Below are 26,311 nucleotides of genomic sequence, written 5' to 3' on the forward strand. Positions count from 1 at the left end.
GACAGCGGGAGGGCGGTTCGGGTGAGGAGGGGCTGCCAGGCGGTACCGGTCCAGGACTCGAGGGTGAAGTCGACGGGGAAGCCGTAGCCGGTGTTGGGTGCGTCGGTGCGCGGGGTCAGGGTGATGGAGTTGAGGGTGCGCGCGGTGGGGTAGGTCAGCTCGACCGACTCGGAGTGATCCACCCCGAGTTGGTTGTTGGAGGACCAGCCGGTGGGGGCGCCGTCGAGGAGGTTGAGGAGGTCCCAGCCGGAGCCAGGGGCTTCGTAGGAGCTGGAGGCGGATAGCTGCGGCCCGGCGGAGTTGCGGACCTCGAGCTCGGCGAGCTGCATGCGGTAGACGTTGTTCTCGGTCGGGTTGGGGCGGAGTGAGCGACCGACGACCCGGACGCGGTCGGTCCACTGCGGCGGAAAGGTCACCTCCTGTACGGCGGCGCCCGGTTCGGGTTGGTCGTTGCGTTCAGCAACGGAGATCCAGCGGGAGCCGTCCCAGACCTCGACGCCGTAAGTCTTCGGGAAGCCCTGGCCTTCGTGACCGGCGTCGCTGCGCGGGAAGAGGTTGACCGTGTCGAAGTAGCGCCGGCTCGGCAACCGGACTTCGAGCGACTCAGCGTGATCCACACCGAGGCTGTTGTTGCTCGTCCAGCCCAGACTGACCGGCGACGAGCCACGCGTTCCATCCGACGCCGCGTACGACGACCACTGGTACCCCTCAAGAGTGCTCGACGGAATCAGCTCCGCCTTCCCCGCGAGGTTCCCCGCAACCGACGGGCCGACCCCGGGACCCCCGTAGACGCCGCGGGGCGTCGTACCGATGGGGTTGCCGTAGAGGTCTGCGCCCGGCTGATCAGGGACCGGTACGCCGCTCCCGAGCGCCGAGGACCCGGTCAGCACGCGGTAACCGTCAAGGGTGCCCGGGGCAACGAACAGCGGTGGCACCGTGAGCTGATCGGGGTCGAACGGCGTGCGGTCGTGGTGACCGGCGAACACATTGCCGCGAAAGACCCCGCCCTGGGTCGGCAAGTGTTTCAGCGCGGCGCCGAGTTTGACGAAGATGTTGTTGGTCATCGTGAACGGGTACTCGATGAAGCCGTTCGGGTCCTTCAGGTCGGAGAGCAGCTGCGTGCGTTCGGTCGCCGAGCCAACGAAGTCGACGTTGTTCTCGAAGCGCAACGGCTTCGGCGCGTTGAACGCCTCGGCACCGAAGCAGACGAAGCACCAGCCGTCGTTCTCGCTCACGTTGTAGCGGACCACGACGTTGTTGCCGTCCGGAATACCCGCGCCCGTCACCGTCCCCCGCGTCACGAGCAGGAAGCCGGCCCGGTTGTCGTGGCTGTAGTTGTACTGCAGCGTCACATCGTCCGATCCCCAGTCGACGTCATACGCCTGACCGTCGCGCCCCTCGGCGCCGCGCACCCCACCACCCGACACCTCGTTGTACTCAACCCGCGCCCCATCGGACTCAGCCATCCAGATCGCGACCGACGCGCCGTTGCAGTACCGCGACCCAACCCCACAGACCGATCGACGCTGTGAGTGCCCACTCACCGTGTTGTGATGGATGAGCGGATTCAGCGTCACGAACGTCAGGATCGCGTCCATCCCGATGTCGCTCAGCGTGTTGTGGTCGATCTCGACGCCGGTGGATTTCGGGAAGTTCGGGTAGTCCGCGAGATTGCCCGTCTGCTCAGTCGGCCCGACGAAGATCCCGATCCGCTCAACGGTTCGCACAGCGTTCCCAGTGATCCGTACGTCGTTCCAAGCCGACGAAGGCACATCCGCAACAACCGCGATCCCGGCGTTCATCCCGTAGTACCGGCCGAGCTCGCTCTTCACGTGGTGGACGTCGACATCGGAGATGTGGATTCCGCTGAGCCGGCCGCCGGTGTTGTTGCGGACCCGGATCCCGCGTCGTTCGGCCTGCGCGGCCGCATCGTTGGTGACCTCGAGCCGGGTGATGTCCCAGTACTGCTGGTTCTCCAGGTAGACCGTGTCCCCCACCTGGCCGGCGCCGTCGATCGCCGGTCGCACATCACCGCCGTACGACGCGATGCTGATCGGCGTACCGGCCGCACCTGAGCCCTTGGGCCACAACTGTCCGGTCCACCGTGATCCCGCCTTGAACAGGATCCGGTCGCCCGGCCCGAAGGTGGTTCCGTTGACCTTTGCCAGGCTCCGCCAGGCGGTCGTCGTACTGGTCCCGGCCGCGGCGTCGTTGCCTGCCGGGTCCACGTAGTACGTCGTCGAGGCAGCAGCCGCAGCGGGTAACGGCGTGGGGATCAGCGCGGCAAGCAGAGCCAGCACTCCGAGGCGTCTCATGCCACGCACCCTGACAAAGAGGCCGAAGTCGTGCCAGCTGTTCGAGCCTGCACGAAGACTGCGACACAGCAGTGATGTGGTTGACATGGCGAGGTTACTGGTGTTTGAGGGGGTCGTGGTGCAGGATGGACCCAGTTGCTCTGCTGGGATGGCCAGATTTGCGTTCGAGATCGCTGGGGAAGGCGCCCCTCGAACACAGGAGGTCCTGGTGGCGACAACACGTGGCGTTTTGTACGTCCACACGGTGCCGTCAGCGTTGTGTCCGCATGTCGAGTGGGCCGCTGGCGGCGTACTTGGTGTGCCTGTGAAACTCGACTGGACGCCGCAACCCGCGGCACAAGGCACGTATCGGGCCGAACTGTCCTGGCAGGCTGAGGCCGGCACGGCAGCCAAGCTCGCATCAGCGCTGCGCGGTTGGCAGAAGCTGCGCTTCGAGGTGACCGAGGAGCCGACGAACGGCGTCGAGGGCGAGCGGTACTCGTTCACGCCGACGCTCGGAATCTTCCACGCCACCACCGGGGTGCACGGCGACATCATGGTGCCCGAGGAGCGGCTGAAGGCAGCGATGCTGAAGGCGGCGACCGGCGAGGCGGATCTGACCGAAGAAGTCGAGCGTTTGCTTGGCCGGCCCTGGGACGACGAGCTCGAACCGTTCCGGTATGCCGGAGACGGCGCTCCGGTTAGATGGCTGCATCAGGTGGTCTAAAAGCCCTTGTACTTAAGGGTTCCTGAGAACTTGAGAAGAAAGCTTCGAACACTACAGACAAGTCCCGAACTTTTCGGGCAGAGTGAGCATCAGACATTCCACAAGGGTGGAGGGGCCGTGGCCGCTGGGCCACCGGGTGTCGGGACACCCCCGGTGGTGACAAACAGCGGCCGCACCACGTGAAGGGCACGGACCTCAGGGTCCGTGCCCTTCGTGCGTGTTCAGCTGCCTGAGTTAGCTGGACTGGCGCTTGACCAGCCGCGTCGGCAGGATCAACGGCGTCGGCGACTCCCCCGCGATCAGCGCGAGCAGCATCCGCGCCATCTCTCGCCCCAGCGACTGGATCGGCTGCGACACCGTGCTCAACGGCGGCTCGGTGTGGCGCGCCAGCGCGACGTCGTTGAAACCAACGATTGCCACATCGCCCGGAATCGTCCGCCCGGCATCCTTCAGCACCCGCATCGCGCCGATCGCCATCTGGTCCGAGGCAACGAAGACCGCGTCGAGATCCGGGTGCTCCGCCAGCAGTTGCTCCATCGCGCGACCACCGCTCTCCTCACTGAAGTCGCCGTACCCGACGCGGCGCGCATCCAGCCCGGCCATCGCGAGGGCCTCCTGATAGCCCTTGTACCGCGCCATGCCGGCGCCCTCGTCCATCCGCCCGGTGATCGTGGCGATCCGGCTCCGGCCGGTCTCGACCAGGTGCTCAGTCGCCAGCCGCGCACCACCGCGGTTGTCCGCATCCACGTAGTACCGAGGCTCGAAGCTGATCGGTGTGCCACCGAAGACCACCGGTACGTCGGACTCCTCGGCGAGCTGCGCAATCGGGTCGTCACCGTGCATCGACATCAGCATCACGCCGTCGGCCTGCCGAGTGCGCAACACCTGCTCGAGCCGAGTCTGACCACGCGTCGTCGTCGCCAACTGCAGGACCAGCTCCAGCTCGGTCTCCTCGAGCACCGAGTTCACCCCGGTCGCCACCTCGGCGAAGAACGGGTCGGCGAACACCTGCGGGTTGTCGCTGGAGATCGCGAGTACGACGGCTCCGACCTGCTGTGTTGCGAGCGCGCGAGCCGTTGCGTTCGGCACGTAGCCGAGGTCGGAGACCGCGCGCTGCACCGCATCCCGTTTGGCCTTGCTGACATGCGGCGCGTTGTTGATCACCCGGGACGCGGCCGACCGGGACACACCGGCCCGCTCGGCAACCTCGTCGAGTGTCACTTGCCGTTTCAGCGTCACGAGCCATCCTTCAGCGATTGTGGAGTGGGTAGAGGGTAAGGCATCAGGACCGGACAGCGCCGTCCATGATGCCGCTGATGAGCTGCCGGCCGAACAGGATGAACACGAGCAGCAGCGGCACGGTCGCGATCAGCGTCCCGGTGAACATCAGGGTGTAATCCGTGTAGTACTGCGTCGCGAGCTGGCTGAGTGAGAACTGGACGGTCGGGTTGTCCGCCTCCATCACCGCCAGCGGCCAGAGGAACTCGTTCCAGGTCCCCATGAACGTGAACAGCCCCAGTACGGCGGCGCCAGGCCGCAACGCGGGCGCGACCACCCGGATGAACAGACCGAACGTCGTACAGCCGTCCAAGCGGGCGGCTTCGATCAATTCGTCGGGGATCGCACGTTCGGCGTACTGGCGCATCAGGAAGACGCCGAACGCCGACACCAGGAACGGGACGATGATCGCCTGCAGATGGTTCTGCCAGCCGAGCTTCACCATCACCATGTAGAGCGGGACGATCCCCATCTGCACCGGCACCATCATCGTCGCCAGCACCGAGATCAGCAGCGCGTTGCGGCCGCGGAAGCGCAGCTTGGCGAACGCGAAGCCGGCCAGTGACGAGAAGAAGACCACCGAGATGGTGACGCAGACCGAGGCGATCGCGGAGTTGAGCAGGCCGCGCGCGAAATGCGCCTCCTCGGCCTCCGGACCGAACAGCCGCTGGATGTTCTCGCCGAGGTTGCCGCCCGGGACGAGCGGCGGCGGGAACTGACCGACCACGTCGTTGGAGCGGGTCGCCACGACGAACAACCAGTACAGCGGGAAGATCGACAGCACCAGACTGACGAGCAGTGTCAGGTAGACGAGCGGATTGCGCTGATTTCTCATTGGGTGCCTCCCCGAAGCCGCCGCCCGATCAGCAGGTTGATGACGCCGACGAGCACGGTGAGCAGGAAGATCATCCAGGCGACCGCGGAGCCGTACCCGTAGTCGAAGTTCTGGAAGCTCTGCTCGAACATGAACATCGCGATGGTCTGGAACTGCCGCAGGCTGCCACCCGACACATCGCCCTGCCCGAACAGCAGCGGCTCAGTGAAGAGCTGCATCCCGCCGATGATCGACATCACGACGGTGAAGATCAGTGCCGGCCGGATCAGCGGCACGGTGATGTTGCGGAACTGCCGGATCGCTCCGGCGCCGTCGATCTGCGCAGCCTCGTAGAGATCGCGCGGGATCGCCTGCATCGCGGCCAGATAGATCAAGGCGTTGTACCCCGTCCAGCGCCAGTTGACCATGCTCGAGACCGCGATCCAGGACGTCAGCTTGCTCGCCTGCCAGTCGATCGGACTGACACCGACCAGCCCCAGCAGGCCGTTCACCAGGCCGGTGTCGCGGCCGTAGAGCTGGCCGAAGACGATCGCCACCGCGGCGACCGACGTGACGATCGGCGCGAGAACACCGAGCCGAAACAAGAGCAGTGCTCGCAGCGGCCGGTTCAGCAGGGCCGCCACGATCAACGCGAGCAGCAACTGCGGGACGGTCGCCAGCACGAGCAACCCGAGGGTATTGACCAGCGCGTTCCAGAAGTCCGGGTCGCCGAGCAGGCGGCTGTAGTTGTCCAGCCCGACGAACCCGGCGTCACCGGTCAGGTCCCAGGACCGCAGCGACACCCACGCGGTGTACAGCAGCGGAAAGAGACCGAACGCGGTGAACAGCAGGAAGAACGGCGCAATGAAGAGGTACGGCGACCCATGCAGGTCGAAGCGGCTCCAGCGACTCGGGCGCATCACTTGCCGGCGGCCCGCTGCGCGTCGGCCAGTGCCTTGGTCCAGGCTTCCTCAGACTTGAGTTTGCCCTGCTCGACCGCGGTCAGCGCATCACCGATCGCGTCGCCGACCTGCTGGTTGTCCGGACCGAGGTAGACCGGCTTCAGCTCCTTGGCGGACTTGCCGAAGATCTGGCCGACCGGTGCGTTGTTGAAGTACTCGTTCTTGGCCCCGGCGACCGCCGGGTCGTCGATCGCCTTCGGCGCGGACGGGAAGTTGTTCTTCGCCTTGAAGGCGGCGGTCTGCCCCTCCGGGCTGGTCAGGAACTTCGCGAGCTCAGCAGCCTCCTTCGGGTGCTTGCTCTGCGACGTCACGGCCAGGAACGAACCACCCCGTACGGCGCCCTCTCCCGGCACCCGCGCGACATCCCACTTGCCGGCGTTCTCCGGACCGGCCTGGTCCTTGATGATGCCCAGCATCCAAGCCGGGCACGGGATCGTCGCGAACGTGCCCTTCTTGAAGCCCGCGTTCCAGGCCGGACTCCACATCTGCAGCTTGCCGGACAGTCCTGCGTCGACCATCGAGATGGTCTGGTCCCAGGCCTTCCGGACACCGGGATTACTGTCGACGATCAGCTTGTTGCTGCGGTCGAAGTACGTCGTGTCGCCCTGCTGCATGAGGATGTTCTGGTAGATCGAGCCCGAGGTGTCGTAGAAGCTCGCGCCCGTGTTCGCACCGGCGAACTTCTTGCCGGTGGCAAGGTAGGCGTCCCAGGTCGGCCACAGTGCGCCGACCTTGTCCCGATCGGTCGGCAGCCCGGCCTTCGCGAACAGGTCGCTGCGGTAACACATGCCCTGGGCGCCGATGTCGGTGCCGAGGCCAACGAGTTTCGAGCCGTCCGTGGTGAGCGCCTGGTTCCACTTCCAGTCCAGGAAGTTGCCCTTCAGGCTGCCGGCACCGTAGTCGAGCAGGTTCGCGAACTGGTCGGGCTTGGCCATCAGCTTGACCAGGATGCCCTCCTCGAGCGCGACCACGTCGCCGGCGCCGCTGCCCGCCGTCAGCCACTGCTGCAGCTTCGGCGTGTAGTCGGCCAGCTTCGCGATGTTGTCGGCCTTGATCTTGATCCCCGGATGCGACGCCTCGTACTCCTTGTACAGGTCCTCGTACCCGAACTGGCTGAACGTCTTCACGGTCAGCGTGATCGTGCCGTCAGCCGCCGCGTCGTCGCCGCCCGAGCCCCCACACCCGGCCACCGCCACCAGCGCAACGGCTGTACCGATTGCGGGAATGATCCACCTTGCCGACATCTGATCCTCCAGGAAACTGGTAGAAACTGGGAGCGCTTCCAGCCAGACGGTAAGCGATTTCCACGGATTTGTGAACCCCCTGTTTCGCCTGTGTCTCAGTCTTGACACGAGGATTCCTGCTAGGCACCATGGCGCCACCCTGGCTGCAGATTCTGTCCGGTTCCTGCAACCGCTCCCAGCTTCTCCCGGAGGCATCTTCATGCCCATACGACGACGATCCATCGTGATCGCCGGCGCCGCCGCGCTCACCGTCCTTGGCGCCACGCTGGTCGCATCCACCCCGGCCACCGCGGCCGATCCGCCGTACGAGCGGATTCTGAACGGAACCTTCGACACCGAGCGGGAGCCATGGTGGGTCAGCGGGACCACGCCGAACACGGTCGTCGACGGCAAGCTCTGCGCCCAGGTCCCGGCCGGGACGGTCAACCCGTGGGACTCGATGATCGGTCAGGACGACGTGCCGCTGGAGCAGGGGCAGCCGTACACGCTGAAGTTCGACGCGTCGGCCAGCAAGCCGATCCAGTTCAAGGCCGTCCTGCAGCAGCAGGGGCCGCCGCACGGCACGGTCATGAACAAGACCGTCACCGCCGGTACAGCGATGCAGAGTTTCAGCTTCACGGCGAACTCACCGGTGACCGACACGCACGGTCAGATGTCGTTTCAGGCGGGTGGCGCGAAAGAGGCATACACGCTGTGTCTGGACAACATCTCGGTGACCGGCGGAATCGTGCCACCTGGTGGGGTACGCGACTTCGGCTCACCGGTCCGGGTCAACCAGCTCGGCTATCTGCCCAGCGGTCCGCACCGCGCGACGTACGTGACTGATGCGACCACTCCCCTGGTCTGGACGCTCGTTGATTCCGGCAACAAGACGGTTGCCAGCGGCAAGACTGCGCCGTACGGGCCGGACGCGTTGTCGGGCGACAGCGTGCAGCTGATCGACTTCGGTGCCTACAAGCGTTCTGGCACCGGCTTCACGTTGGTCGTCGGTGACGACGTCAGCGAGCCGTTCGACATCGCGAAGAACCTGTACACCGCCCTGCGACAGGACTCGCTCGAGTACTTCTACAACAACCGCAGCGGGATCCCGATCGAGGCGAAGTACGTCGGCGATGCGTGGGCCCGCGCGGCCGGTCACGTCGGCGTCGCGCCGAACAAGGGCGACATCTCGGTCCCTTGCCTCCCCGGCACCTGCGACTACAGCCTCGATGTGCGCGGCGGCTGGTACGACGCCGGCGACCACGGCAAGTACGTCGTCAACGGAGCGCTCGCGGCGTGGCAGTTGCTCGATCTGTACGAGGAGTCGGATCGCAATGTCGCGCTGAAGATCCCGGAGAACGAGAACCGGATCCCGGATGTGCTCGACGAGGCCAAGTGGCAGATCGACTTCCTGCTGCGGATGCAGGTCCCGACCGGTCAGCCGCTCGCCGGGATGGTGCACCACAAGATCCACGACGTGGCCTGGACCGGTATGGCGCTTGCCCCGGCCGCGGACCCGCAGCAGCGTTACCTCTACCCGCCGTCGACCGCTGCGACCCTCAACGTCGCCGCCATCGGCGCCCGCTGTGCCCGCGTGTACGCCCGCTGGGACCGTGCACTGGCAGCGCGCTGCCTCTCGGCCGCACAGACCGCCTGGAAGGCCGCTGAGCAGCACCCGGCGATCTACGCACCGGACGGTGGCGTGGGCGGTGGCGCGTACGACGACGTGAAGGTGACCGACGAGTTCTCCTGGGCCGCGGCTGAGCTGTTCGCTGCCACGGGCAAGGCGTCGTACAAGAAGCGGATCACGACGGTGCTGAAGGCATCTGACGGGTTCTCCTGGCAGGAGACCGGTGGGCTCGCGGATCTCGCGCTGGCTCGGGCCGCGTGGCGGTTGCCGATCATTGAACGGCTCAAACTGATCCACCGGATCTCGACCGTTGCCGACAGCTACCTTTCCGACCTGCGCTCACAGGGCTACGCCAACCCCTACAAGCCGGCCGACGGCAAGTACGTGTGGGGCTCCAACTCCGGTACGGCGAACAACGCGATGATTCTCGCGATTGCTGCGGACCTCACCGGGCGGGCGTCGTACAAGACGGCCGCGTTGGAGTCGCTGGACTACCTGCTCGGGCGGAACGCGCTCAACCAGTCCTACGTGACCGGCTACGGCGAGCGGAACAGCCACAACCAGCACCACCGGTTCTGGTCGCACTCGCTGAACCCGGCGTATCCCTCGCCGTACCCGGGATCGCTGGCCGGTGGCGCGAACTCCGGTCTGCAGGATCCCGTTGCCCAGCGCAACCTCGTTGGTTGCGCGCCGGCGAAGTGCTACATCGACGAGATCGGTTCGTACTCGACCAACGAGGTCGCGGTGAACTGGAACTCGGCGCTGGCCTGGCTGACGACGTACGCAGACGAAAGCTAAGGACAGCGTTCAGTTAAGGGAAGCGGGACGCCATCGCGACGCACGCACCGGCTGCGGCCAGCGTGAAGAGCATGGCGATCCCGGCGAACCGCGAGGTGACTTCCTTGTCCACCTCGTCGTACCCGACCGAGGAGCCAATGTCCTTGTAGACGTCCTCCAGCTCACCGGCCGACTCCGCGGTGTAGGCCTTGCCGTTGCTGATCTCGGCGACGCTGCGGAGCTCGGCCCGGTCCGGTGGCACCCGCTGGCGGATCCCGTCCATCTCGATGAAGCCCGAGTCGGTCCCGAAGCAGATCGTGTAGACCGGGGTCTTCTTCGCCTTGGCGGCGTTCGCGCCTTCCTGCGCCGTCCGGCCGACCGTCCGCTTGCCGTCCGACAGCAGCACGATGCGCGCCGGAGCCGGGTCGTCCGGGTGGGCCGGGTCCGGCGGGACCTGGGTCAGCGCCTGCAACGACGTGAAGATGCCTTCACCGGTGGCGGTCGACTCGGCCAGGTCCAGACCGTCGATGGACCGCAGCACGGTGGCCCGGTCGGTGGTCGGCGGCACGATGATCGAGGCCGTCCCAGCGAAGTTGACCAGCGCGACGTTGAACTTGCCGGGCAACTGGTTGACGAAGTTCTTCGCCGACTTCTTGGCTGCCTCCAGCCGGTTCGGGTCGATGTCGGTGGCCATCATCGACAGCGAGACGTCGATCGCGACCACGATCGTGGCCCGCTCACGCGGGACCTTGACCTTGGCCTTCGGCTGCGCGAACGCAACGGTGCAGGAGAACGCGGCCAGCAGCGCGAACGCGACGGCCAGGTGCCGGCGCCACTGTGGGCGGCGCGGCGCGACCCGGTCTAGCAGCGCGATGTTGGTGAAGCGCAGCGCGTACTGCGCGCGCCGGCGCTGCAGATAGACGTAGGCCGCGATGACCACCGGGATGACCAGCAGAATCCACAACCTGCCGGGAGACAGGAACTCCATCAGCGAGCCACTCCCTTCGGCGGTTGGTGCAAGCGCGGTGCCATCCGCCGGTAGGCGAGCACGAAGCGCACGGTGTCGGCGACCCAGTCCCGGTCGGTCCGCAGGACCAGATGGCCCGCCCCTACCCTACGCAGGGCGATCCGGGTTCGTTCCCGCTGTGCCAGTGCGGCGGTCGCGAAGGCCTCGCGGACCTTGCGCCGGCGGGTGTCGATCTCGCGGACCTGGCCGGTCTCGGGGTCGCCGATCATGACGACACCCATGTTCGGCAGCTCGAGCTCCCGCGGGTCGACGATCTCCACGGCGAGCACCTGGTGCTGGGCGGTCAGCTTGCGCATCGCCCGCTCCCAGGACGGCTCCATCCGGCTGTCGATCTCGCCGTCTTCCGGGGTGAGGAAGTCGGAGACGACCACGCGCAGACCGCGCTTGCGCTGCGTCCGGGCCATTGATTCCAAGGCCGCGGACAAGTCGCTGCGGTGCGCGGAGGCCTCGGCCGTGAACTGCTCGGCCAGCAACGCGCGGAGCAGTCCGTACAGGGCGAGGCGGCCAGAACGCGCCGGCCAGCGCCGCAACGAGGAGTCACGCAGCATCAGCCCGCCGAACCGGTCACCGAGCCGGTGGGTCAGGAACCCGACCGTGGCCACGGCTGCGACAGCCAGCTCGCGCTTCTCCAGGGTCGACGTACCGAAGTTCATCGAGCCGGACAGGTCCACAAGGGCCCACGTCTCCAGCTCACGGTCGGCGATCAGATCCCGCACGTGCGGGATCGTCGTACGGGCGGTGACTGCCCAGTCCATCCGTCGCACGTCGTCGCCGACCTGGTACGCCCGCGCCTCGGCCAGTTCGGTGCCGGGCCCCGGCAAGAGGCCCATGTGCTCACCGTGCAAATACCCCTCAAGGCGCCGTACGACGGTCAGCTCCAGCCGCCGCAACGCCCGTTCGGGCGCGAGCTGCGAGATCGTCATCGCAACTCGCGGGTCGGGACGGTTGGCCACTACACAAACTCCGGGCGGCCCTGGCCGTCGCTGCCGTCGCGCCAGACCGGCTGGGGCGGCGGGACGGTGGCCAGGATGCGCTCGACGACGGCGCGCGGGTCGATGTTGTCGGCAACGGCGTCGAAGGTCAGGCCCATCCGGTGGCCCATCACGTCGAGCGCGACGGTCTGGATGTCGCTCGGCAGCAGGTAGTCACGGCCGTGGATCAGCGCGAGCGCCCGACCGGCCGAGACCAGGCCGAGCGTCGCCCGCGGGCTGACACCGAGCTCGATGATCGGCTCCAGGTCGGGCAGGTGGAAGTCGGTCGGCGTCCGGGTCGCCATCACCAGGCGCACGGCATACTCCGCGACCAGGTTGTGCACGAAGACCTGCTCGGCGGCGCGCTGCAGCTCCATGATCGTCTCCGGGGCCAGCACCGGCCGCGGCTCGGGCGGGTCGACGCTCATCCGGCGGAGGATCTCGAACTCCTCGTGCCCCCGCGGGTGCGGTACGTCGATCTTGACCAGGAACCGGTCCCGCTGCGCCTCGGGCAGCGGGTAGACGCCCTCGGACTCGATCGGGTTCTGGGTCGCGATCACGATGAACGGCTTCGGCATCGGGAAGGTCTGGCCGCCGATCGACACCTGCCGCTCGGCCATCAGCTCGAGCATCGCCGACTGCACCTTGGCCGGGGCCCGGTTCACCTCGTCGGCGAGCACGAAGTTCACGAAGCTCGGACCGAGCTCGATGTCGAACTGTTCCTTCGTCTGCCGGTAGATCCGGGTACCGACGATGTCGGAGGGGACCAGGTCGGGGGTGAACTGGATCCGGGCGAAGGTCCCGCCGACCACGGAGGCGAAGGTCCGCACGGCGAGCGTCTTGGCGACACCCGGCACACCCTCGAGCAGGCAGTGACCCTTGGCGAGCAGCGAGACCATCAGGGTCTCGACCATGTGCTCCTGGCCGACGATCACCCGCTTGACCTCGCTGAGTGCCTCGCCGATCAGCCGGGACTGCTGCGCCACCGATCCAGCCGGCACAGTGGTTTCGGTCATGCCTGTCCTTCCGGGGTCCAGAGTGCGGACCTTGTCACTCCCCGATGCGTTCGACACCGGCCATTCCATCAGATCCGCGGGTCCGCTGCTGCACGGCCCACCGCGCCCATCCTCCCCGAGGACTCAAATGCCGGGGCCGCACGCGCCCCCGGCGACAGTGCTACCAGGGATGTGGTGGGATTGGGGCGATGACTGCGACCGAATCGACCACGGAGGTGCAGCCGGCCGAGCAGCCGGTGGAGGCACCTGTGTCGCTGATTCCTGCCGCGCTCCCGCTGCAGCCCGAGGATCCGCCGCGGGTCGGCGAGTTCTGGTTGCGGGGCCGGCTGGGCGCGAATGCCGCCGGTTACCTGTACACGGCCAGTGACGAGCGCGGGCGGAACGCCGTGGTCGCGCTGATGACCGAGGGCTCGGCCGACGACGCCTCCGCCCGGGACCGGTTCGTGATCGCCGTCGACGGGCTGCCCGACGACGTCGTACTGGCGCACAACGACGAGGACGACGACGACCTTGCGCTGTGGGCCGCGTTCGGGCCGATCCGCGACGACGACGGCTCGAGTGCCGCGGCGGACGAGCGGTTGCTGGCGGAACGACGGGGCGAGGACGTGCTGTCCGCCGTACTGATGGATCGGGTTCCGCAGCACGGACGGCGGCGTGGGCCCGACTTCCGGCACTACTGGGAGGGCCGGCGCCGGCCTGGCCTGTTCCGGATCTGGCCGCTGCCGTGGCCGACCGCGCTGCGGCCGCCGTCGTGGGCGGCGATCTGGTTCGCGCTGGCGACGATGCTGTTGATCTCGGCGCTGGCCTTGTTCCTGGCCTGGCAACTGTTCAAGGACTCGCCGCCGCTGGACCCGCCGCCGGTTGTCCCGACCCCGTCGGGCACGGTCACGGTGACGGTCACGCCGACGACTCCGCCGCCGAATACCGAGAGCCCCACCCCGGGAACGACTCCGAACCCGACCGGGACGCTCCCGTCGCCGACGGAGACCGGCCCGACGAACCCCGGCGACAAGTTCTAGGCTTGTTGCGGCTCGCGGTTTCGGTGCAGCGTGAGCAGACCGATCAGGCTGATCACGGCCCAGCTGCCTTCGAGCAGTAGGAAGCCCCAGGACTGCTCCTGGAGCGCGATCGCGGCCAGCAGGCCGGAGCCGAGGAAGTTCAGTAGCTGGTAGGTCAGCGTGCGCTGGCGAAGCTTTCCGGCCTGGGCGGCCGCGAAGGCGACCAGAACAACCAGTGCACCGACGATTTCGACAATGTCGAGGGCATGCATGAGGTGCCCCTCCAGGGGGCGGGCGTCGTCTTGTCACCGACCGGGTACGACGCCACTCGTCCGGGGCTGTGCAGTTCGCACAGCCTGGATTCCTACGATAGCAAACGGAGCAATTCCGGGTCTCGCCACAGCGTTGCCGGGACCGGTTGCCGCACCAGGGCTGCATCGGCCCGGATCTCGGCGGGGCTGGCGGCCGAGATCAGCACTGAGGTGACAGCGGTGTGCCGGGACGGGAACGCGAGCGCGGCCTGCGGCAGCGAGACGCCGTACCGCTCGCAGACGGCGGAGATACGCCGGGTCTGCACGCTGTCGTTGTGCAGCACCTCGGGTGAGAGGACGCCGGACACAATGACCGAGACGCCGCGGGCGAGGCAGCGATCGAGCAGTGGGCGTGCGCTCTGGTCTAACAGCGAGAACTGGCCCGCCAGCAGGACACAGTCGAGCTCGTGATCGCGGACGAGATGATCAAGCACTTGCCAGTCGGTCGAGGCGGCGCCGATCGCCTTGATCACGCCTTGGCGCCGCAGCCCCTCGAGCACCGGGTACGCCGATGCGGTTGCCTCCGGGACGAGCACGAGGTCCACGCCGAGCCCGAGGCGCTGCATACTGCCGCGGACCGACACCTCGGGGTCATCGCCGACCACCTTGGTGGAGACGAGGAATTCACCGCGCGGGCGGCGACTGAGCGCCGTACCGAGTCTTGCTTCGGATTCCCCGTACGACGGGGAGGTGTCGAAGAAGCGGATGCCGGCTTGGTAGGCCGCGTCGATGGTTGCGGTTGCGGCCGTGTCCCCGTCCGGCTCACCGAGGCGTGAGCCTCCTAAGCCGAAACGGGGTGGCCGGAACTTGTTGACGGCCTGAGGTGCGAGCGCATGGCTTGGTGCTGCCATCGCACCCACCTCCTCGTAGTCATTAGGTACTGACAAGAATCGGTGGTGTGCGACGTACTCGCATCTCGGGCCAGAGTGTCAGCGACCGGAGTCGTAGAGCGCCTTGACCTCCTGATCGGTCAACGCACGGTCGTAGACGTGCACCTGATCGACCGTTCCGTCGAGGTAGTCGACCGGGTTGCCGCCGAACTTCCCGCGGCCGATCACGGTGTTACCGGTCGAGGTCGAGTCCAGGCTGCAGGCCGACTTCGCGCCGGCCAGTTGGCCGTCGACGTACACGCGCAGCTCACCCTTGGCCGCGTCCCGGACGCCGGTGACGTGGTACCACTGGTTCGCGTTCGGCTTGGTCGGCGCGAGCGCCCGGGTGCCCGGGAAGCTCATCGCGAACCGCTGGTCGGCGCCGGAGTACTGCAGGAAGAAGGCGCTGTCGCGATCGCCGTCCTGGCTGACGAACGTCTGGAAACCGTCGGTCTTGTTCAGCTTCACCCAGGCACTCGCCGTGTAGTTGCCGCTGGTGTCGAGCAGCGCGGCACCGGTATCGGCGTACTGGTTGGATCCGTTCAGGGCAACGCCTTGGCCGTTCTTGCCCGGGGCAAAGACCGCACCGTTCTGCAAGGTGGCGTCGTTGTTGCCGACGGCATCTTCACCGGTTCCGTCGAGCGGGTAGAAATGGATGCCGTCGGCACCTGGTGTGCCCGGACCGGGTTGTGGGCCGCCGGTTCCGGTGCCGTCGGCGCCCGCGATGATCTGCTGGTTGATCGTGCGGACCTGGGCGAAGTCCATCTTCGGGACCTGCCGGTCGTAGGTGAAGAAGCCGTTCAGCTCACCCTCGACATCGGTGATCTGGGTGTAGACCGAACCGCTGATCCCACACTGGTTGGCCGACTTCAGGACATCGCGCTGATTCTCGACGTACCGTCTGGTCAGCGTCGCCTTGTCCGGCGTCATCTCGTAGGCGAACCCGTCGCCGAACCACATGTGGTCCTGCGTCTTCAGGCCGAAGCCACCGTGCTCGCCGTCGACGGCAGCGCGCTCACCGGCCGGCGAGGGTGTTCCCGGCCCGAGGTAGGCGTGGTGGTCGAGCAGGTCACCTCGGCCCGAGTCACCCTTGGAGTTGCAGCAGTTCACGCCGCTGTGCGCGTTGACGAGGCGGGACGGGTCCTGGGCCTTGACCGAGTCGGCGATGCGGCCGGTCTCCTCGCGGTCCCACTCACCCCAGCCCTCGTTGAACGGCACCCAGACGGTGATCGAGGTGAAGCTCTTGTGCTCCTCGATCATCTCGTGCAGCTCGGACTTGAACTGCGCGCGCCACGGCTCCGGGATCGCGTCGGTCTTGCTGGCCGGCATGTCCTGCCAGACCATCAGGCCGAGCTTGTCGGCCCAGTAATACCAGCGGTCCGGCTCGACCTTGATGTGCTTGCGAACGGTGTTGAAGCCGAGCTTCTTGTGCTGCACAAGGTCGAAAGCGAGCGCTTCGTCGGTCGGAGCGGTGTTCAGACCGTCCGGCCAGAAGCCCTGGTCGAGCGTGGAAAGGTTGAACAGCACCTTGCCGTTGAGGCCCATCCGAAGCTTGCCGTCGGCACCCTTGACCAGGCCGACCGACCGCATGCCGGCGTACGAGCCGACCTGGTCGACAGTCTTGCCGCGGTCGATCAGGCGGACCTTGAGGTCGTACAGGAACGGCTTGTCGGGGCTCCACGTCTTCGGATTCGGGATCGGGACCCGGACCTCCGCGTCGGCCTTGCCGCGGACCTTGCTGACCTGACGACGGCCGTCGTACGCCGTGATTTCGACGTCGAGGTTCGCCGGGCCGGAGGTGTCGGCGGTGACCTTGAGCGCCTTGCCGGGGAGGTCCGGCGTGAGCTGGAGCCGGTCGATGCGCGCCGCGTTCACCGGCTCCATCCAGACCGTGCGCCAGATGCCGGAGCTGCCTTGGTAGAAGATCCCGCGGTCGCCGACCTCGCGCTGCTTGCCGATCGGCTGGAAGGTCTCGTCAGTGAGATCCTCAGCCCAGACGATCAGCTCCTGCGGGCCCTTGCTGTGCAGGTAGTTCGTGACATCGACGTCGAATCCGTCGTACCCGCCGCGGTGGGTGCTGGCGAGGCGGCCGTTCACCCAGACCTTGGCGTCATAGTCGACCGCGCCGAAGTGCAGGACGAGCCGCTGGCCCTTCCACTGCTGCGGGACGGTGAACGTACGGCGGTAGAACATCCGGTCCTCGTGCCGCTGGATCCCCGACAGCGCGGACTCGATCGGGTAAGGCACCAGGACCTTCTCGCCGAGCGTGCGGCCGATCGGGGGCTGCTCCCCCGGCGCTGCAGCGGCGAACTCCCACAGGCCGTTGAGGTTGCGCCACTCCGGTCGGGTCAGCTGGGGCCGCGGGTACTCCGGAAGTGCGTTGGACGGCGTGACGTCGTCGGTCCAGGGCGTGCTGAGCGGCGGGGTGCCGCGCTGCCACTCGACCGGAGCGGCAGTGGTGGCACTGGCCGTCGGCACGAGGGTGGCCGCGGCCGCAAGAGCGGCCACGGCGACAAGCTTGAGCATTGAAGCTCCCTTCGGGGCGGTGAAAGGGCGCCCTAATGGAAACGTTTTCAGCTCAAGAACGCAAGACCTCGATCACAATCAAACATTCACGCACACGACGGACGCCGCACTGAACGTGCTCTTCTTGGTCAGACCGCCGGTTGCCGCGTCGACCGCAAAGCTGACGATGTTCCCGGAATCCTGATTGGAGACGAACATCAACGTGCCGGTCGGGTCGATGATGCAGTGCCGCGGGTTGGTGCCCCCGACGGACGGCGTGCCCTTGAGGGTCAGCGTCGCCCCGTCGCCGTTGACCGCGAACACGGCGATGCTGTTGTGGCCGCGGTTGGTGAGGTAGACGTACCGGCCGTCCGCCGAGATGATCACCTCGCCCGGGTAGTTCGTCGGCGAGCCCGACGGCACCGTGGTCTGGGTGTTCAGCACCGTGAGCTTGCCGTCGACGTACTTCAGTACGCCGATCGTGCTGTTGAGCTCGTTGGCCACATAGAGGAAGTTCCCCGACGGGTGCACCGCGAGGTGGCGCGGCCCGGCGCCCGTGGGCAGCGTCACCTGATACTTGAGGGTCAGTTTGCCGGCGCTGCTGAGCGTGTAGGTGTAGACCGAATTGGTCCCGAGGTCGACGGCCAGGATGTACTGACCGACCTGCACGACCTGGTGCGCATGGGGCGACGAGCCCTGGTGCTCGACCAGGTCGGTCCGTGCCCCGATCCCGCCGTCGGACTTCAGCTTCTGGACCGATAGATCACCTGATCCGTAGTTCGCACTGATGACGTAGCCGTTGGCAACGATCAGGTGACAAGGCCCAGAACCACCGTTGGTCTGGCGATTCAGCTTCCGGAGGTTGCCGGGGGCATCGATCGCGATCGCCGTGACGGCGCCCGCATCCTGCTCGTTGGCGGCGTACAGACGATTCCCGACGCGGGTCACCCAGGACGGGTCCCCGACACCGCTGAGGGTGCCGGCGGCGGTGATCTTGCCGGCCGCGTCGTACGTCGCGATGCCGACACCGTCGCCGTACTTGCCGTAGTAGAGGTAGCGCGGATCGGCAGCGGTTGCCTTCAGCACCGGAATTGAGGCGATGGCGGCAGCAGTGAGGCCGAGGAATCCCCGGCGCGTGGTGGTCACGAGGCCACCGGGACAGTCAGGGTCGCCGGGCCGTTCGCCGGTGAGCTGAACTTGACCGTACTGCCGACCGAACTACGGCCGAGATAGCGCGGGTCGACGGTGTCGACGACGAGGACGAGATGGTGCCCGGCCGGGACTTCCCAGCTGGTGGACTCCATCCGGAGGTCGATGGTGACGGCTTTGCCGGGGGTTGCCCCTCGCAAGGTGAGCGGCTTATGCGAGATCAAGGATCCGACTCCTAGCGCGTTGACGTCATAGAGGTACGCGAAGAGTGAAGTGTCCTTTACGGAGGGTGTTGCCGTAAAGAGCAGTCTCGGGGATCCGTTGATGATTGCGCCTTGTGGGTAGACCTTTCCCGGCCACACGCCGGCGAATGATCGATCGATCAAGGGGGTCGCGACGCCGACCGGGATGGACAAAAGTCCCTGCAGCGCGCCGGAAACCAGGGCGATGCCGCTGTCGGCGACGGTCGGAATTCCGGCCGCAATGCCTCTGTCCCAGCCAGTTGCCGGATTTTCCTGCAAACCGGTTTTGCTCAGGTACGACGTCTGCGGTTGACCGACACCGGCCCAGTTGTCGTAGCCGCGCCAGGTGCCGCGCTGGGACTTCAGCTGGACGGACTTCTCGGCGTCGGCGCCATTATCCGTGCCGTTGAGGTAGTGGCGCATCCAGGCGACGAGCTCGTCCCAAGTTTCGTTCGGCAGTCCGATCGCGCCAGGCACCTCCGGTACAGCGTGGTCGCCGTGCGCGAACTGGAGTCGCTTCGGAACGGTCAGCGCGGTGAAGAAATCGGTGTACTGGGTCGGCGGGAAGATCGAGTCCTCGAAGGCGTTCGCGAGGAAGACCGCGGGCTTGTTGGCGTTGATCTTGCCGATCACGGTCTGCGCGGAGCGGACCGGGCCAAGAACCTTGGCTTCCGCGATCGCTTCGTCGTACCGGCCGGTGATGAATTTGGTCTGCAGGGACTGCATTTCGGGGCCGGGGCGGCCGGTGACGTTGCCGGCAGCAAGCAGTCCGGCGACGGCCTGGAGGGAGACGGTCTCGTTCGGGTTGATCGACTTGATCAGGTCCGCCCAGCCGCTGAGGGCACCGACCACCTTGATGCGGTCATCCTCTGCGCTGGCGAGGAGCGACGTACCGGCGCCGTACGAGATGCCGACGGCGGCAACCTTGCTGGTGTCGGCGGGGGTGTTGAGCGCGGCCCAGTCGATCACTTTGGAGACGTCGGCAACGGTTGGCGGGCCGGCCACGTCGATGCCACCGCCGGTGTCCCAGAAGCCGCGGCTGGAGTACGAGATGACTTGGAAGCCGGACTTGGCGAGTTTGGCGCCTTGGCCGACGTACTCGAGGTTCGGGACGCCCCAGCTGGATGGCATCACCACGAGCGGGAACGGGCCGCCGCCTTGGCCGGTCGGAGTGAGGACGACGGCGCCGATCTGGATGCCACCGGCGCCTTGAATGCGTTCGTACTTGATGGCGAAGCCTGGCTGGGCGGCCTGAACCGGCGGGCTGAGCGCCAACGCGGCGAGGAGAGCTACGGCTAGGGCGGCGGCAATTCTGCGCACGAGACGACCTCCGGCTGGGAAATTACCGGATGGTAACCACAGGATTGCCGCTGTGTCACTACCTCGCCACGGTGAGTGCCGGATCGACTCCGGTTGCCTCCACGGACCACGCCCAGAGCTGCTCGGCGAGTTGGGGGTCCTGAGCCCGCTGGGTCGGCTGGACGACCTTTGGCGCACCCCGGAACTCGAAGAGGCCAGGACCGACGTACGTGCCGGAACGCAGGTCGGGCTCAGTGGCGGCGTACAGGCTTGGCTCTGCACCTGCCGCGGCCGACTGCGCAAACAGGTTGAGCCCAGCCCACACCTTGGCCATGAGCTTCGCACCGGCCAGCTCCGGGCCGGCGGCCTGCAGGTGTGTGGAGGCGTAGCCGGGGTGCGCGCCGACGCTCACGACAGTTGGCACCCGACGACCGAGCTCGAACATGAAGAGCAGGTTCGCGAGCTTCGACATGCTGTACTGCGGCCACTTCGAGTAGTTGCCGGCTGGCTGGCGTAGGTCGCTCTGCTGAATGATGCGAGCCGACTTGTGCATGAAGGAGCTCACCGTGACGACACGGCCGCTTTGCAGCAGCGGCATGAGGCGAGCCGTGAGGGCGAAGTGCCCCAGGTGGTTGGTGCCGATCTGCAGCTCGAACCCGTCCAGAGTCTGCCGGTACGGCGTCGCCATCACGCCGGCGTTGTTGACCAGGATGTCGATGCTGTCGTAGGTGTTCGTGAGGTGTGTGGCCGCACGCTCCACACTCGACAGGTCCGCCAGGTCCAGCTCCACCGTGACCGGCACCCGCTGGGTGTCGCCGGTGAGCCTGCGTGCTGCCTCTGCGGTCTTCTCCGGGTTACGCGCCGCGAGGATCACCTCAGCGCCGCGTTGCAGCAACACCTTGGCCGTCTCGTAGCCGAGTCCACTGGTGGCGCCGGTGACCAGCGCGCGTCGTCCGGTCAGGTCTGGGATGTCCGACGTACTCCAGGTCATGCGCCCACAGTAGCTGCAGGCGCATGACCTGTTACCGCTAGAGGATCTTGCGGGCCTTGAAAGCGTCCGTGACCTTCTGGGCGTCGGCCTTGCCGTAGAGCAGGCGGGTGGCCTGCACGGTGACGCGGGCGGCGTCAGCGAACGACGTGTCGGGGGCGTAGAAGAACGTGCCCTCGAGGACGACCTTGTTCGACTTCTCGCGACCGAGCGCCTGGTGGATGTCCCACAGCGCGTTCGACCAGATCTCACCGTCGTCGTGCACCTCACCGACGATGTCGTCAGTGGTCTTGCCGGTGTCGGTGCGACGCAGGCAGTGCGGCTCGGTGGACGTGTACGACGTCGCGTCCCAGTCCATCACGCAGGGCAGGTTGAAGCCCTTGCTGACCGGAACCGACATCGTGACGGCCCAGTAGTCGCCGAAGCCCTCACCGATCGAACCGGCCTCGAGCGACTCACCGAAGCCCGGGACGACGTCGTCCTGGATCGCGTGACCGTACTCGTGCCAGATCACCTCGGCGTCCTCGGCGTCGTCGACGCCACCTTCGCCCATCGTGATCACGTCGACCGACGGGTCGTAGAACGAGTTGTCCCCGGCGAACGTGTTGATGGAGAAGTCCTGGGACTCGTTGTTGACCTCGGTGAAGCCCAGCTTGTGGATGTACTCCTGCGTCTGGTTGACGTGGTAGTACGTTTTCACCTGCTCGAACTTGTCGTTCGCGCGCTGGTAGACGAAGTTGTTGTTCTTGTTCTGCGCGACCCCGCCCTTGGCCTCCGCGATGTTCACGTAGGTGCCGTTGAGCTTGCCGGAGCCGTCCAGGTTGCGCAGTACGACGTTCTTCTGCGCCAGGAACAGCTCGTCGGTGTTCTTGTCGTTCTGGTCGGTCAGCTGCTCGTTCTGCTCGCTGACGACCGGGTTCGGGTCGAAGACCGAGCCGTGACCGGTGGCGTTGTCGCTGATCACCTTCGACTCGACGACCGCGCCGCTGTCGGCGTCGACCAGGCTCCGAGTCGCACCTTCACCGGAGCGGTTGGTGACCGACCAGACCAGGCGGGCGTTCGGACCACCGATGACGGCCAGCTGCGCCGTACCCTTGCCGGCGGCCGGGACCTTCTCGGCCTCCTTGTCGGCGCCGACGATGCGGGCCCGGGCAGCCTTGGCGTTGATCGCCTCGGCGGCCTTGGTGTTGGCGGTCGCGGCCGGCAGCTTCGCCGAGACGTCCAGGTTCGCCGGGATGGCGTCCCGGCCGTCGGCGATCTGCACGCCGGCCTTGCTCTCGTGCTTCGCGTAGTACCCGTTGATGACCGGCAGGCCCTTGAAGGTCTGCTGGTACCAGTAGTGCTTGCCGAGCAACGATGTCTTGGTCTTGACGAGCTTCAGGCTGCCCAGGGTGGTGGCTTCCGGCGCGGCCCCCGCGGCGCTGGTGAAGGACAGACCGAGCGAGATGGTGGCCAGCCCGGCGGTGACGGCCACGATCGCCTTACGGCGGTTCGACATTGCATTCCCTCCCACAGTCGGCGATTCGTTCAGGTTGCGTGACGCAACCACTACGATCCGTCGAGACCCTAGTTGCCTTCGGTACCCGGAGGGAAGCAGAACGTCCGGGCAAATTCCGGCGGCAAGGGAAAACCTTGTCAAGGCCCTAATTTTCAGCGACCGGCCAGTAGCCGGATGACGCTGGGCAGCACGTCGACGCCGACGCCAGGGTCGATCGCTCGCTGCACCCCGAGGCCTACGCCCAGACTGAGCAGGGCCGTCGCGCAGTCCGCAGCCGGCATCGGCAGGGTGATGCCGAACGCGAGTGCGTGTGCGCCGAGCAGCAGCGCGGCCGCGTTGCGGATCGCTGCGTTGCGCTCGGCAAGCTCTCTGCGCAGGCTCTCGTCCTGGCGGGCGCGGGTCGAGAACTCGACCTCGAACACCGTCCAACCGACATCGCCGATGGTCTCATCGGCCCAGCGCTGGAAGCCTTCGAGCATCTTGTCGAGCGTCGCGGCCCCCTCAAGGGCCTGCGCCAGTTTGTGCGCCTGCCCTTCGCGAATCGCGTCGACAACCGCGAGGCAGAGCTCGTCCTTGTTGCGGAAGTTCGAGTAGACCGCGCCCTTCGAGAAGCCTGCCTCGTCGGCCACCTTCTCCAGCGACGTGGCGGCGTACCCGTCCTTGAGGAACAGTTCGGACGCGGTCGCCACCAAGGTCCCTCGGGTCTGCGCCTGGCTCTCCGCGCGGGTCATCCTCGCCATGTCCTGCACTCTAGTGGCTCCGGTATTGGAATTCTCTGAGTATTCGGATACCGTCGGTTTCTGGAGGTGGTCGTCCATGACTGGGTTGTTCAAGGACGTTGTCATCATTGGTGCTGGGGCTTCCGGTCTCGGTGCGGCGATCCGGCTACGACAGGCCGGTATCACGGACTTCGCCGTACTGGAGAAGGGGCCTGCACTGGGTGGGACCTGGCGTGACAACACGTATCCGGGCTGCGCGTGCGACGTACCGTCGGCTTTGTACTCGTATTCGTTCGCCCCGAATCCGTCCTGGACCCGAGCCTTCGCCGAACAGGCCGAGATCCAGCAGTACCTCGAGGACACAGCCGCTCGGTACGACGTCGTGCCGCACCTGCGCTTCGGTGTCGAACTGCTGCGCGCTTCGTGGGATCCCGCGCGTGCAGTGTGGCGGTTGGAGACCTCCACCGGCCCACTCGAAGCGCGGGTGCTGATCACCGCTACCGGCCCGTGGCACGAGCCGTTGATGCCATCGATCCCCGGCACCTTCGACGGCCCGATCTTCCACTCGTCCCGCTGGGACCACTCGGTCTCCCTTGCCGGCAAGCGGGTTGCCGTCATCGGCACGGGTGCCTCAGCGGTGCAGTTCGTCCCCGCCATCCAGCCTTCAGTGGCCTCCCTGCACGTTTTCCAGCGCACCGCCCAATGGGTCCTCCCGAAGCCGGACCATTACGTACCGTCCGCCGAGCGCTGGCTCTTCCGAACCTTCCCGTTCGCCCAACGTCTGCTGCGCAAAGCCGAATACCTCGGTATGGAAGCCTTCGGCCTCGGCTTCCGCCACCCCCGCCTGATGCGCCTCGTCGAAGCCGCCGGCCGCCTGCACCTCCGCCGCTCCGTGCCGTCGGCCGCCTTGCGCTCGACCCTCACCCCGACCTACACGCTCGGCTGCAAACGCATCCTGATGTCGAACACCTACTACCCGGCCCTTGCCGCGAGCAACGTCTCCGTCCACCCCACGGCCGTTTCCGGCTTCGACGGGGGTGCGGTGATCGGCGCCGACGGCACCCGCGTCGAAGCCGACGTCGTCATCCTCGGCACCGGCTTCAAGATCCTCGACCTCCCCATCGCCACCCGCGTCCACAACGCCGCCGGCCAATCCCTCGCCGACGTCTGGCAAGGCTCACCGCGCGCCTACCTCGGCACCACCGTCGCCGGCTTCCCGAACGCCTTCAACCTCCTAGGCCCCAACCTGGGCACCGGCCACACCTCGGCCTTCACCATTCTCGAAACCCAGCTGGACCACGTGATCAGCGCCGTCTCGGCACTCTTCAACCGCAACTGGTCCACCCTCGACGTCCGCCCCGAAGCCCAAGCCGCCTTCGTCACCGCCGTCCAATCCGCCCTGTCCGGCACCGTCTACGAATCCGGCAACTGCACCAGCTACTACCACGACCGCACCGGTCGCAACTCCTTCAACTGGCCCTGGTCCACCGCCCGCCTCCGCCGCGACATCTCCCCCTTCAACGAATCCGCTTACACGATCACCAAGTCGCTGGAGGTAGTCCGATGAAGCCCCTCGCTCTCGAAGGCGCGGTCGTAGTAGTCACCGGCGCCGCCCGAGGCATCGGCCAAGCCACCGCCGCGGCCTTCACCGCAGCCGGCGCCACCGTCCACCGCGGCGACCTCGACGCAGCCGGCGACTCCTCGGTCCACCCACTCGACGTCACCGACCGCACGTCGTTCGCCACCTTCATCGACACCGTCCTCGCCGACTCCGGCCACATCGACGTACTGGTCAACAATGCGGGCGTCATGCCCCTGGGCAGCTTCCTCGACGAACCCGACGAGATCAGCCGCGCCACCCTGGACGTCAATGTCTGGGGCCTCATCCACGGCATGCGCCTGACCCTCCCCCACATGATCGACCGCCACCAAGGCCACATCGTCAACATCGCCTCCATGGCCGGCAAGATCCCCTTCCCCGGCATGGCCGTCTACAACGCCTCCAAGTACGCCGCCGTAGGCCTCACCGCCGCCATCCGCCGCGAACTCCACGGCACCGGTGTCACAGCCAGCGCGGTCCTCCCCTCCGCCGTCCGCACCTCCCTTTCCTCCGGCGTCCGCCTAGGCGGCATCCTCCCCACCGTTGAACCCACCGACGTAGCAGCCGCCGTCCTCCGCACCTGCCGGACCCGCCAACCCGAACTAACAGTCCCCCGCTGGCTAGGCGCCTGGAAAACCCTCGATGGCCTCACCCCCACCCGCCTCATGTCCCAAGCCCGCCGCCTAGCCGGCGACGACCGCGGACTCCACGCCGACCCCGCAGCCCGCTCGTCGTACACAGAGCGTGTGACCACCTTCAGCGCATCGCGACAGTAGCCCGCACTCCTGGCACATGAACCGCTCGCCAGGAGAAGATCGGCCATGTCGAAGTTGAGCCTGCAAGCCCAGAACCGCGCCACTCTGCAGCGTCAATGGCTGCTCGAACGCAACGACGCCACCGCCCTCGAAACCATCGAGCACCTCGTCGGCATGCAGGCCCAGATCCCACTCGCGCCGTACGTCGGCCTCTGGACCCGCCTCACCACGTTCCAGCCCGACAACCTCGTCAAACTCCTCGAAGGCCGCGAAGCGGTCCGCGGCTCCATGATGCGCGCCACCATCCACCTCATGTCGAGCCGCGACTTCCTAGCCTTCCGCCCCCTCATCCAACCCCGCCTCGACCGCGAGGTCTTCCAAAACATGACCTACGGCCGCCACCGCCTAGAGGGCCTCGACATGCCCGCCGTCCTCCAGGCCGGCACCGACCGCATCACCGAATCGCCCGCCACCGCCGTCCAACTCCGCGAACACCTGGCCCCTCTCTGGCCCGACCGAGACCCCGCCGCCCTGGCCCACGCCGTCCGCTGCCTCCTCCCCACCATCCAAACCCCACCCCGAGGCATCTGGGGCAAAGGCGGCAACCCCGCCATGTCCCTCCCCCACCTCTGGCTCAACGCCCACCTAACCCCCACCCC

General features: G+C 66.9%; 22 protein-coding genes and 1 riboswitch. Of the genes, 6 read left to right on the top strand and 16 right to left on the bottom strand.

The window, feature by feature from the left end; translation table 11 throughout:
• On the bottom strand, nucleotides 1–2,315 hold a 2,315-nt coding region (locus E1263_RS32020; RefSeq protein ID WP_202869146.1), incomplete at its 3' end, for a right-handed parallel beta-helix repeat-containing protein.
• A 208-nt stretch (nucleotides 2,316–2,523) separates the two neighbouring features.
• Here E1263_RS32020 and E1263_RS32025 point away from each other — a divergent pair.
• Entirely contained in the window at nucleotides 2,524–3,021 is a 498-nt protein-coding gene (locus E1263_RS32025) for a DUF3145 domain-containing protein (RefSeq protein WP_132174216.1), read from the top strand.
• A 234-nt stretch (nucleotides 3,022–3,255) separates the two neighbouring features.
• Here the strand turns inward: E1263_RS32025 and E1263_RS32030 are convergent, their stop codons facing one another.
• From E1263_RS32030 to E1263_RS32045, 4 genes are read right to left on the bottom strand one after another with little or no spacing between them, the layout of a single operon-like run.
• Nucleotides 3,256–4,260 (bottom strand): LacI family DNA-binding transcriptional regulator, encoded by a 1,005-nt coding sequence (locus E1263_RS32030; RefSeq protein ID WP_202869147.1) that lies wholly within the window; start codon nucleotides 4,258–4,260, stop codon nucleotides 3,256–3,258.
• Between the two features lie 43 nt (nucleotides 4,261–4,303).
• On the bottom strand, nucleotides 4,304–5,134 hold the full coding sequence (locus E1263_RS32035) for a carbohydrate ABC transporter permease (RefSeq protein WP_132174218.1): 831 nt from the start codon (nucleotides 5,132–5,134) through the stop codon (nucleotides 4,304–4,306).
• A complete protein-coding gene (locus E1263_RS32040) occupies nucleotides 5,131–6,033 on the bottom strand; it encodes a carbohydrate ABC transporter permease (protein ID WP_132174220.1) in 903 nt (300 codons plus the stop codon). Before E1263_RS32040 ends, E1263_RS32035 begins: the two co-directional genes overlap by 4 nt.
• Nucleotides 6,033–7,319, bottom strand: coding sequence for an ABC transporter substrate-binding protein (locus E1263_RS32045; protein WP_132174222.1), 1,287 nt, complete (start codon nucleotides 7,317–7,319; stop codon nucleotides 6,033–6,035). The genes E1263_RS32040 and E1263_RS32045 overlap by 1 nt, the downstream gene beginning before the upstream one ends.
• 199 nt (nucleotides 7,320–7,518) lie before the next feature.
• Between E1263_RS32045 and E1263_RS32050 the strand changes: the two genes are divergently transcribed.
• A complete protein-coding gene (locus tag E1263_RS32050) occupies nucleotides 7,519–9,726 on the top strand; it encodes a glycoside hydrolase family 9 protein (protein ID WP_132174224.1) in 2,208 nt (735 codons plus the stop codon).
• A gap of 13 nt (nucleotides 9,727–9,739) precedes the next feature.
• Here E1263_RS32050 and E1263_RS32055 read toward each other — a convergent pair whose 3' ends face one another.
• The 3 genes from E1263_RS32055 to E1263_RS32065 are packed head-to-tail and all read right to left on the bottom strand — an operon-like array spanning nucleotide 9,740 to nucleotide 12,719.
• On the bottom strand, nucleotides 9,740–10,693 hold the full coding sequence (locus E1263_RS32055) for a VWA domain-containing protein (protein WP_132174226.1): 954 nt from the start codon (nucleotides 10,691–10,693) through the stop codon (nucleotides 9,740–9,742).
• Entirely contained in the window at nucleotides 10,693–11,655 is a 963-nt protein-coding gene (locus tag E1263_RS32060; RefSeq protein WP_132174228.1) for a DUF58 domain-containing protein, read from the bottom strand. Before E1263_RS32060 ends, E1263_RS32055 begins: the two co-directional genes overlap by 1 nt.
• 29 nt (nucleotides 11,656–11,684) lie before the next feature.
• Nucleotides 11,685–12,719: an AAA family ATPase gene (locus tag E1263_RS32065; RefSeq protein WP_132174230.1), complete on the bottom strand. Its 1,035-nt coding sequence runs from the start codon at nucleotides 12,717–12,719 to the stop codon at nucleotides 11,685–11,687.
• Between the two features lie 188 nt (nucleotides 12,720–12,907).
• Between E1263_RS32065 and E1263_RS32070 the strand changes: the two genes are divergently transcribed.
• Nucleotides 12,908–13,738, top strand: a complete 831-nt coding sequence (locus E1263_RS32070) for a hypothetical protein (RefSeq protein ID WP_132174232.1) — start codon at nucleotides 12,908–12,910, stop codon at nucleotides 13,736–13,738.
• Here E1263_RS32070 and E1263_RS32075 read toward each other — a convergent pair.
• From E1263_RS32075 to E1263_RS32110, 8 genes are all read right to left on the bottom strand, one after another.
• A complete protein-coding gene (locus E1263_RS32075; protein WP_132174234.1) occupies nucleotides 13,735–13,989 on the bottom strand; it encodes a CBU_0592 family membrane protein in 255 nt (84 codons plus the stop codon). The two genes, E1263_RS32070 and E1263_RS32075, sit on opposite strands and share 4 nt — an antisense overlap.
• Nucleotides 13,990–14,008: 19 nt before the next feature.
• A riboswitch (guanidine-III (ykkC-III) riboswitch) is annotated at nucleotides 14,009–14,076 on the bottom strand.
• A 5-nt stretch (nucleotides 14,077–14,081) separates the two neighbouring features.
• The gene (locus E1263_RS32080; protein WP_132174236.1) at nucleotides 14,082–14,879 is read right to left on the bottom strand and encodes an aldo/keto reductase; all 798 of its coding nucleotides are present in this window, start codon (nucleotides 14,877–14,879) and stop codon (nucleotides 14,082–14,084) included.
• A gap of 78 nt (nucleotides 14,880–14,957) precedes the next feature.
• Nucleotides 14,958–17,423 (bottom strand): LamG-like jellyroll fold domain-containing protein, encoded by a 2,466-nt coding sequence (locus tag E1263_RS32085; protein WP_132174238.1) that lies wholly within the window; start codon nucleotides 17,421–17,423, stop codon nucleotides 14,958–14,960.
• A 78-nt stretch (nucleotides 17,424–17,501) separates the two neighbouring features.
• Nucleotides 17,502–18,548 carry a lactonase family protein gene (locus E1263_RS32090; protein WP_132174239.1) on the bottom strand — a complete coding sequence of 349 codons (1,047 nt, stop codon included), beginning with the start codon at nucleotides 18,546–18,548 and terminating at the stop codon, nucleotides 17,502–17,504.
• A complete protein-coding gene (locus E1263_RS32095) occupies nucleotides 18,545–20,113 on the bottom strand; it encodes a CocE/NonD family hydrolase (protein WP_132174241.1) in 1,569 nt (522 codons plus the stop codon). Before E1263_RS32095 ends, E1263_RS32090 begins: the two co-directional genes overlap by 4 nt.
• Before the next feature lie 58 nt (nucleotides 20,114–20,171).
• Entirely contained in the window at nucleotides 20,172–21,083 is a 912-nt protein-coding gene (locus tag E1263_RS32100; protein WP_132174243.1) for an oxidoreductase, read from the bottom strand.
• Between the two features lie 37 nt (nucleotides 21,084–21,120).
• Complete coding sequence (locus E1263_RS32105) at nucleotides 21,121–22,578, bottom strand: M36 family metallopeptidase (protein ID WP_132174245.1); 1,458 nt, start codon at nucleotides 22,576–22,578, stop codon at nucleotides 21,121–21,123.
• Nucleotides 22,579–22,730: 152 nt separating this feature from the next.
• The gene (locus tag E1263_RS32110) at nucleotides 22,731–23,318 is read right to left on the bottom strand and encodes a TetR/AcrR family transcriptional regulator (protein WP_132174247.1); all 588 of its coding nucleotides are present in this window, start codon (nucleotides 23,316–23,318) and stop codon (nucleotides 22,731–22,733) included.
• 76 nt (nucleotides 23,319–23,394) lie between these two features.
• Between E1263_RS32110 and E1263_RS32115 the strand changes: the two genes are divergently transcribed.
• From E1263_RS32115 to E1263_RS32125, 3 genes are all read left to right on the top strand, one after another.
• Nucleotides 23,395–24,864 (top strand): flavin-containing monooxygenase, encoded by a 1,470-nt coding sequence (locus tag E1263_RS32115; protein WP_132174249.1) that lies wholly within the window; start codon nucleotides 23,395–23,397, stop codon nucleotides 24,862–24,864.
• Nucleotides 24,861–25,673 carry an SDR family oxidoreductase gene (locus tag E1263_RS32120; protein ID WP_132174251.1) on the top strand — a complete coding sequence of 271 codons (813 nt, stop codon included), beginning with the start codon at nucleotides 24,861–24,863 and terminating at the stop codon, nucleotides 25,671–25,673. Before E1263_RS32115 ends, E1263_RS32120 begins: the two co-directional genes overlap by 4 nt.
• A 45-nt stretch (nucleotides 25,674–25,718) precedes the next feature.
• Nucleotides 25,719–26,311: DNA glycosylase AlkZ-like family protein (locus E1263_RS32125; RefSeq protein ID WP_165956813.1), on the top strand; the 593-nt coding region annotated here is incomplete at its 3' end.

The organism is Kribbella antibiotica (assembly GCF_004349055.1).
GTDB classification, from domain to species: Bacteria; Actinomycetota; Actinomycetes; order Propionibacteriales; family Kribbellaceae; genus Kribbella; species Kribbella antibiotica.

Excerpts from the sequence above, each read along its gene's own strand:
- E1263_RS32035 (WP_132174218.1), bottom strand. The coding sequence starts at position 5,134 with ATGAGAAATCAGCGCAATCCGCTCGTCTACCTGACACTGCTCGTCAGT.
- E1263_RS32040 (WP_132174220.1), bottom strand. The coding sequence starts at position 6,033 with ATGCGCCCGAGTCGCTGGAGCCGCTTCGACCTGCATGGGTCGCCGTAC.
- E1263_RS32045 (WP_132174222.1), bottom strand. The coding sequence starts at position 7,319 with ATGTCGGCAAGGTGGATCATTCCCGCAATCGGTACAGCCGTTGCGCTG.
- E1263_RS32050 (WP_132174224.1), top strand. The coding sequence starts at position 7,519 with ATGCCCATACGACGACGATCCATCGTGATCGCCGGCGCCGCCGCGCTC.
- E1263_RS32055 (WP_132174226.1), bottom strand. The coding sequence starts at position 10,693 with ATGGAGTTCCTGTCTCCCGGCAGGTTGTGGATTCTGCTGGTCATCCCG.
- E1263_RS32060 (WP_132174228.1), bottom strand. The coding sequence starts at position 11,655 with ATGACGATCTCGCAGCTCGCGCCCGAACGGGCGTTGCGGCGGCTGGAG.
- E1263_RS32065 (WP_132174230.1), bottom strand. The coding sequence starts at position 12,719 with ATGACCGAAACCACTGTGCCGGCTGGATCGGTGGCGCAGCAGTCCCGG.
- E1263_RS32070 (WP_132174232.1), top strand. The coding sequence starts at position 12,908 with ATGACTGCGACCGAATCGACCACGGAGGTGCAGCCGGCCGAGCAGCCG.
- E1263_RS32075 (WP_132174234.1), bottom strand. The coding sequence starts at position 13,989 with ATGCATGCCCTCGACATTGTCGAAATCGTCGGTGCACTGGTTGTTCTG.
- E1263_RS32080 (WP_132174236.1), bottom strand. The coding sequence starts at position 14,879 with ATGGCAGCACCAAGCCATGCGCTCGCACCTCAGGCCGTCAACAAGTTC.
- E1263_RS32085 (WP_132174238.1), bottom strand. The coding sequence starts at position 17,423 with ATGCTCAAGCTTGTCGCCGTGGCCGCTCTTGCGGCCGCGGCCACCCTC.
- E1263_RS32100 (WP_132174243.1), bottom strand. The coding sequence starts at position 21,083 with ATGACCTGGAGTACGTCGGACATCCCAGACCTGACCGGACGACGCGCG.
- E1263_RS32105 (WP_132174245.1), bottom strand. The coding sequence starts at position 22,578 with ATGTCGAACCGCCGTAAGGCGATCGTGGCCGTCACCGCCGGGCTGGCC.
- E1263_RS32110 (WP_132174247.1), bottom strand. The coding sequence starts at position 23,318 with ATGGCGAGGATGACCCGCGCGGAGAGCCAGGCGCAGACCCGAGGGACC.
- E1263_RS32115 (WP_132174249.1), top strand. The coding sequence starts at position 23,395 with ATGACTGGGTTGTTCAAGGACGTTGTCATCATTGGTGCTGGGGCTTCC.
- E1263_RS32120 (WP_132174251.1), top strand. The coding sequence starts at position 24,861 with ATGAAGCCCCTCGCTCTCGAAGGCGCGGTCGTAGTAGTCACCGGCGCC.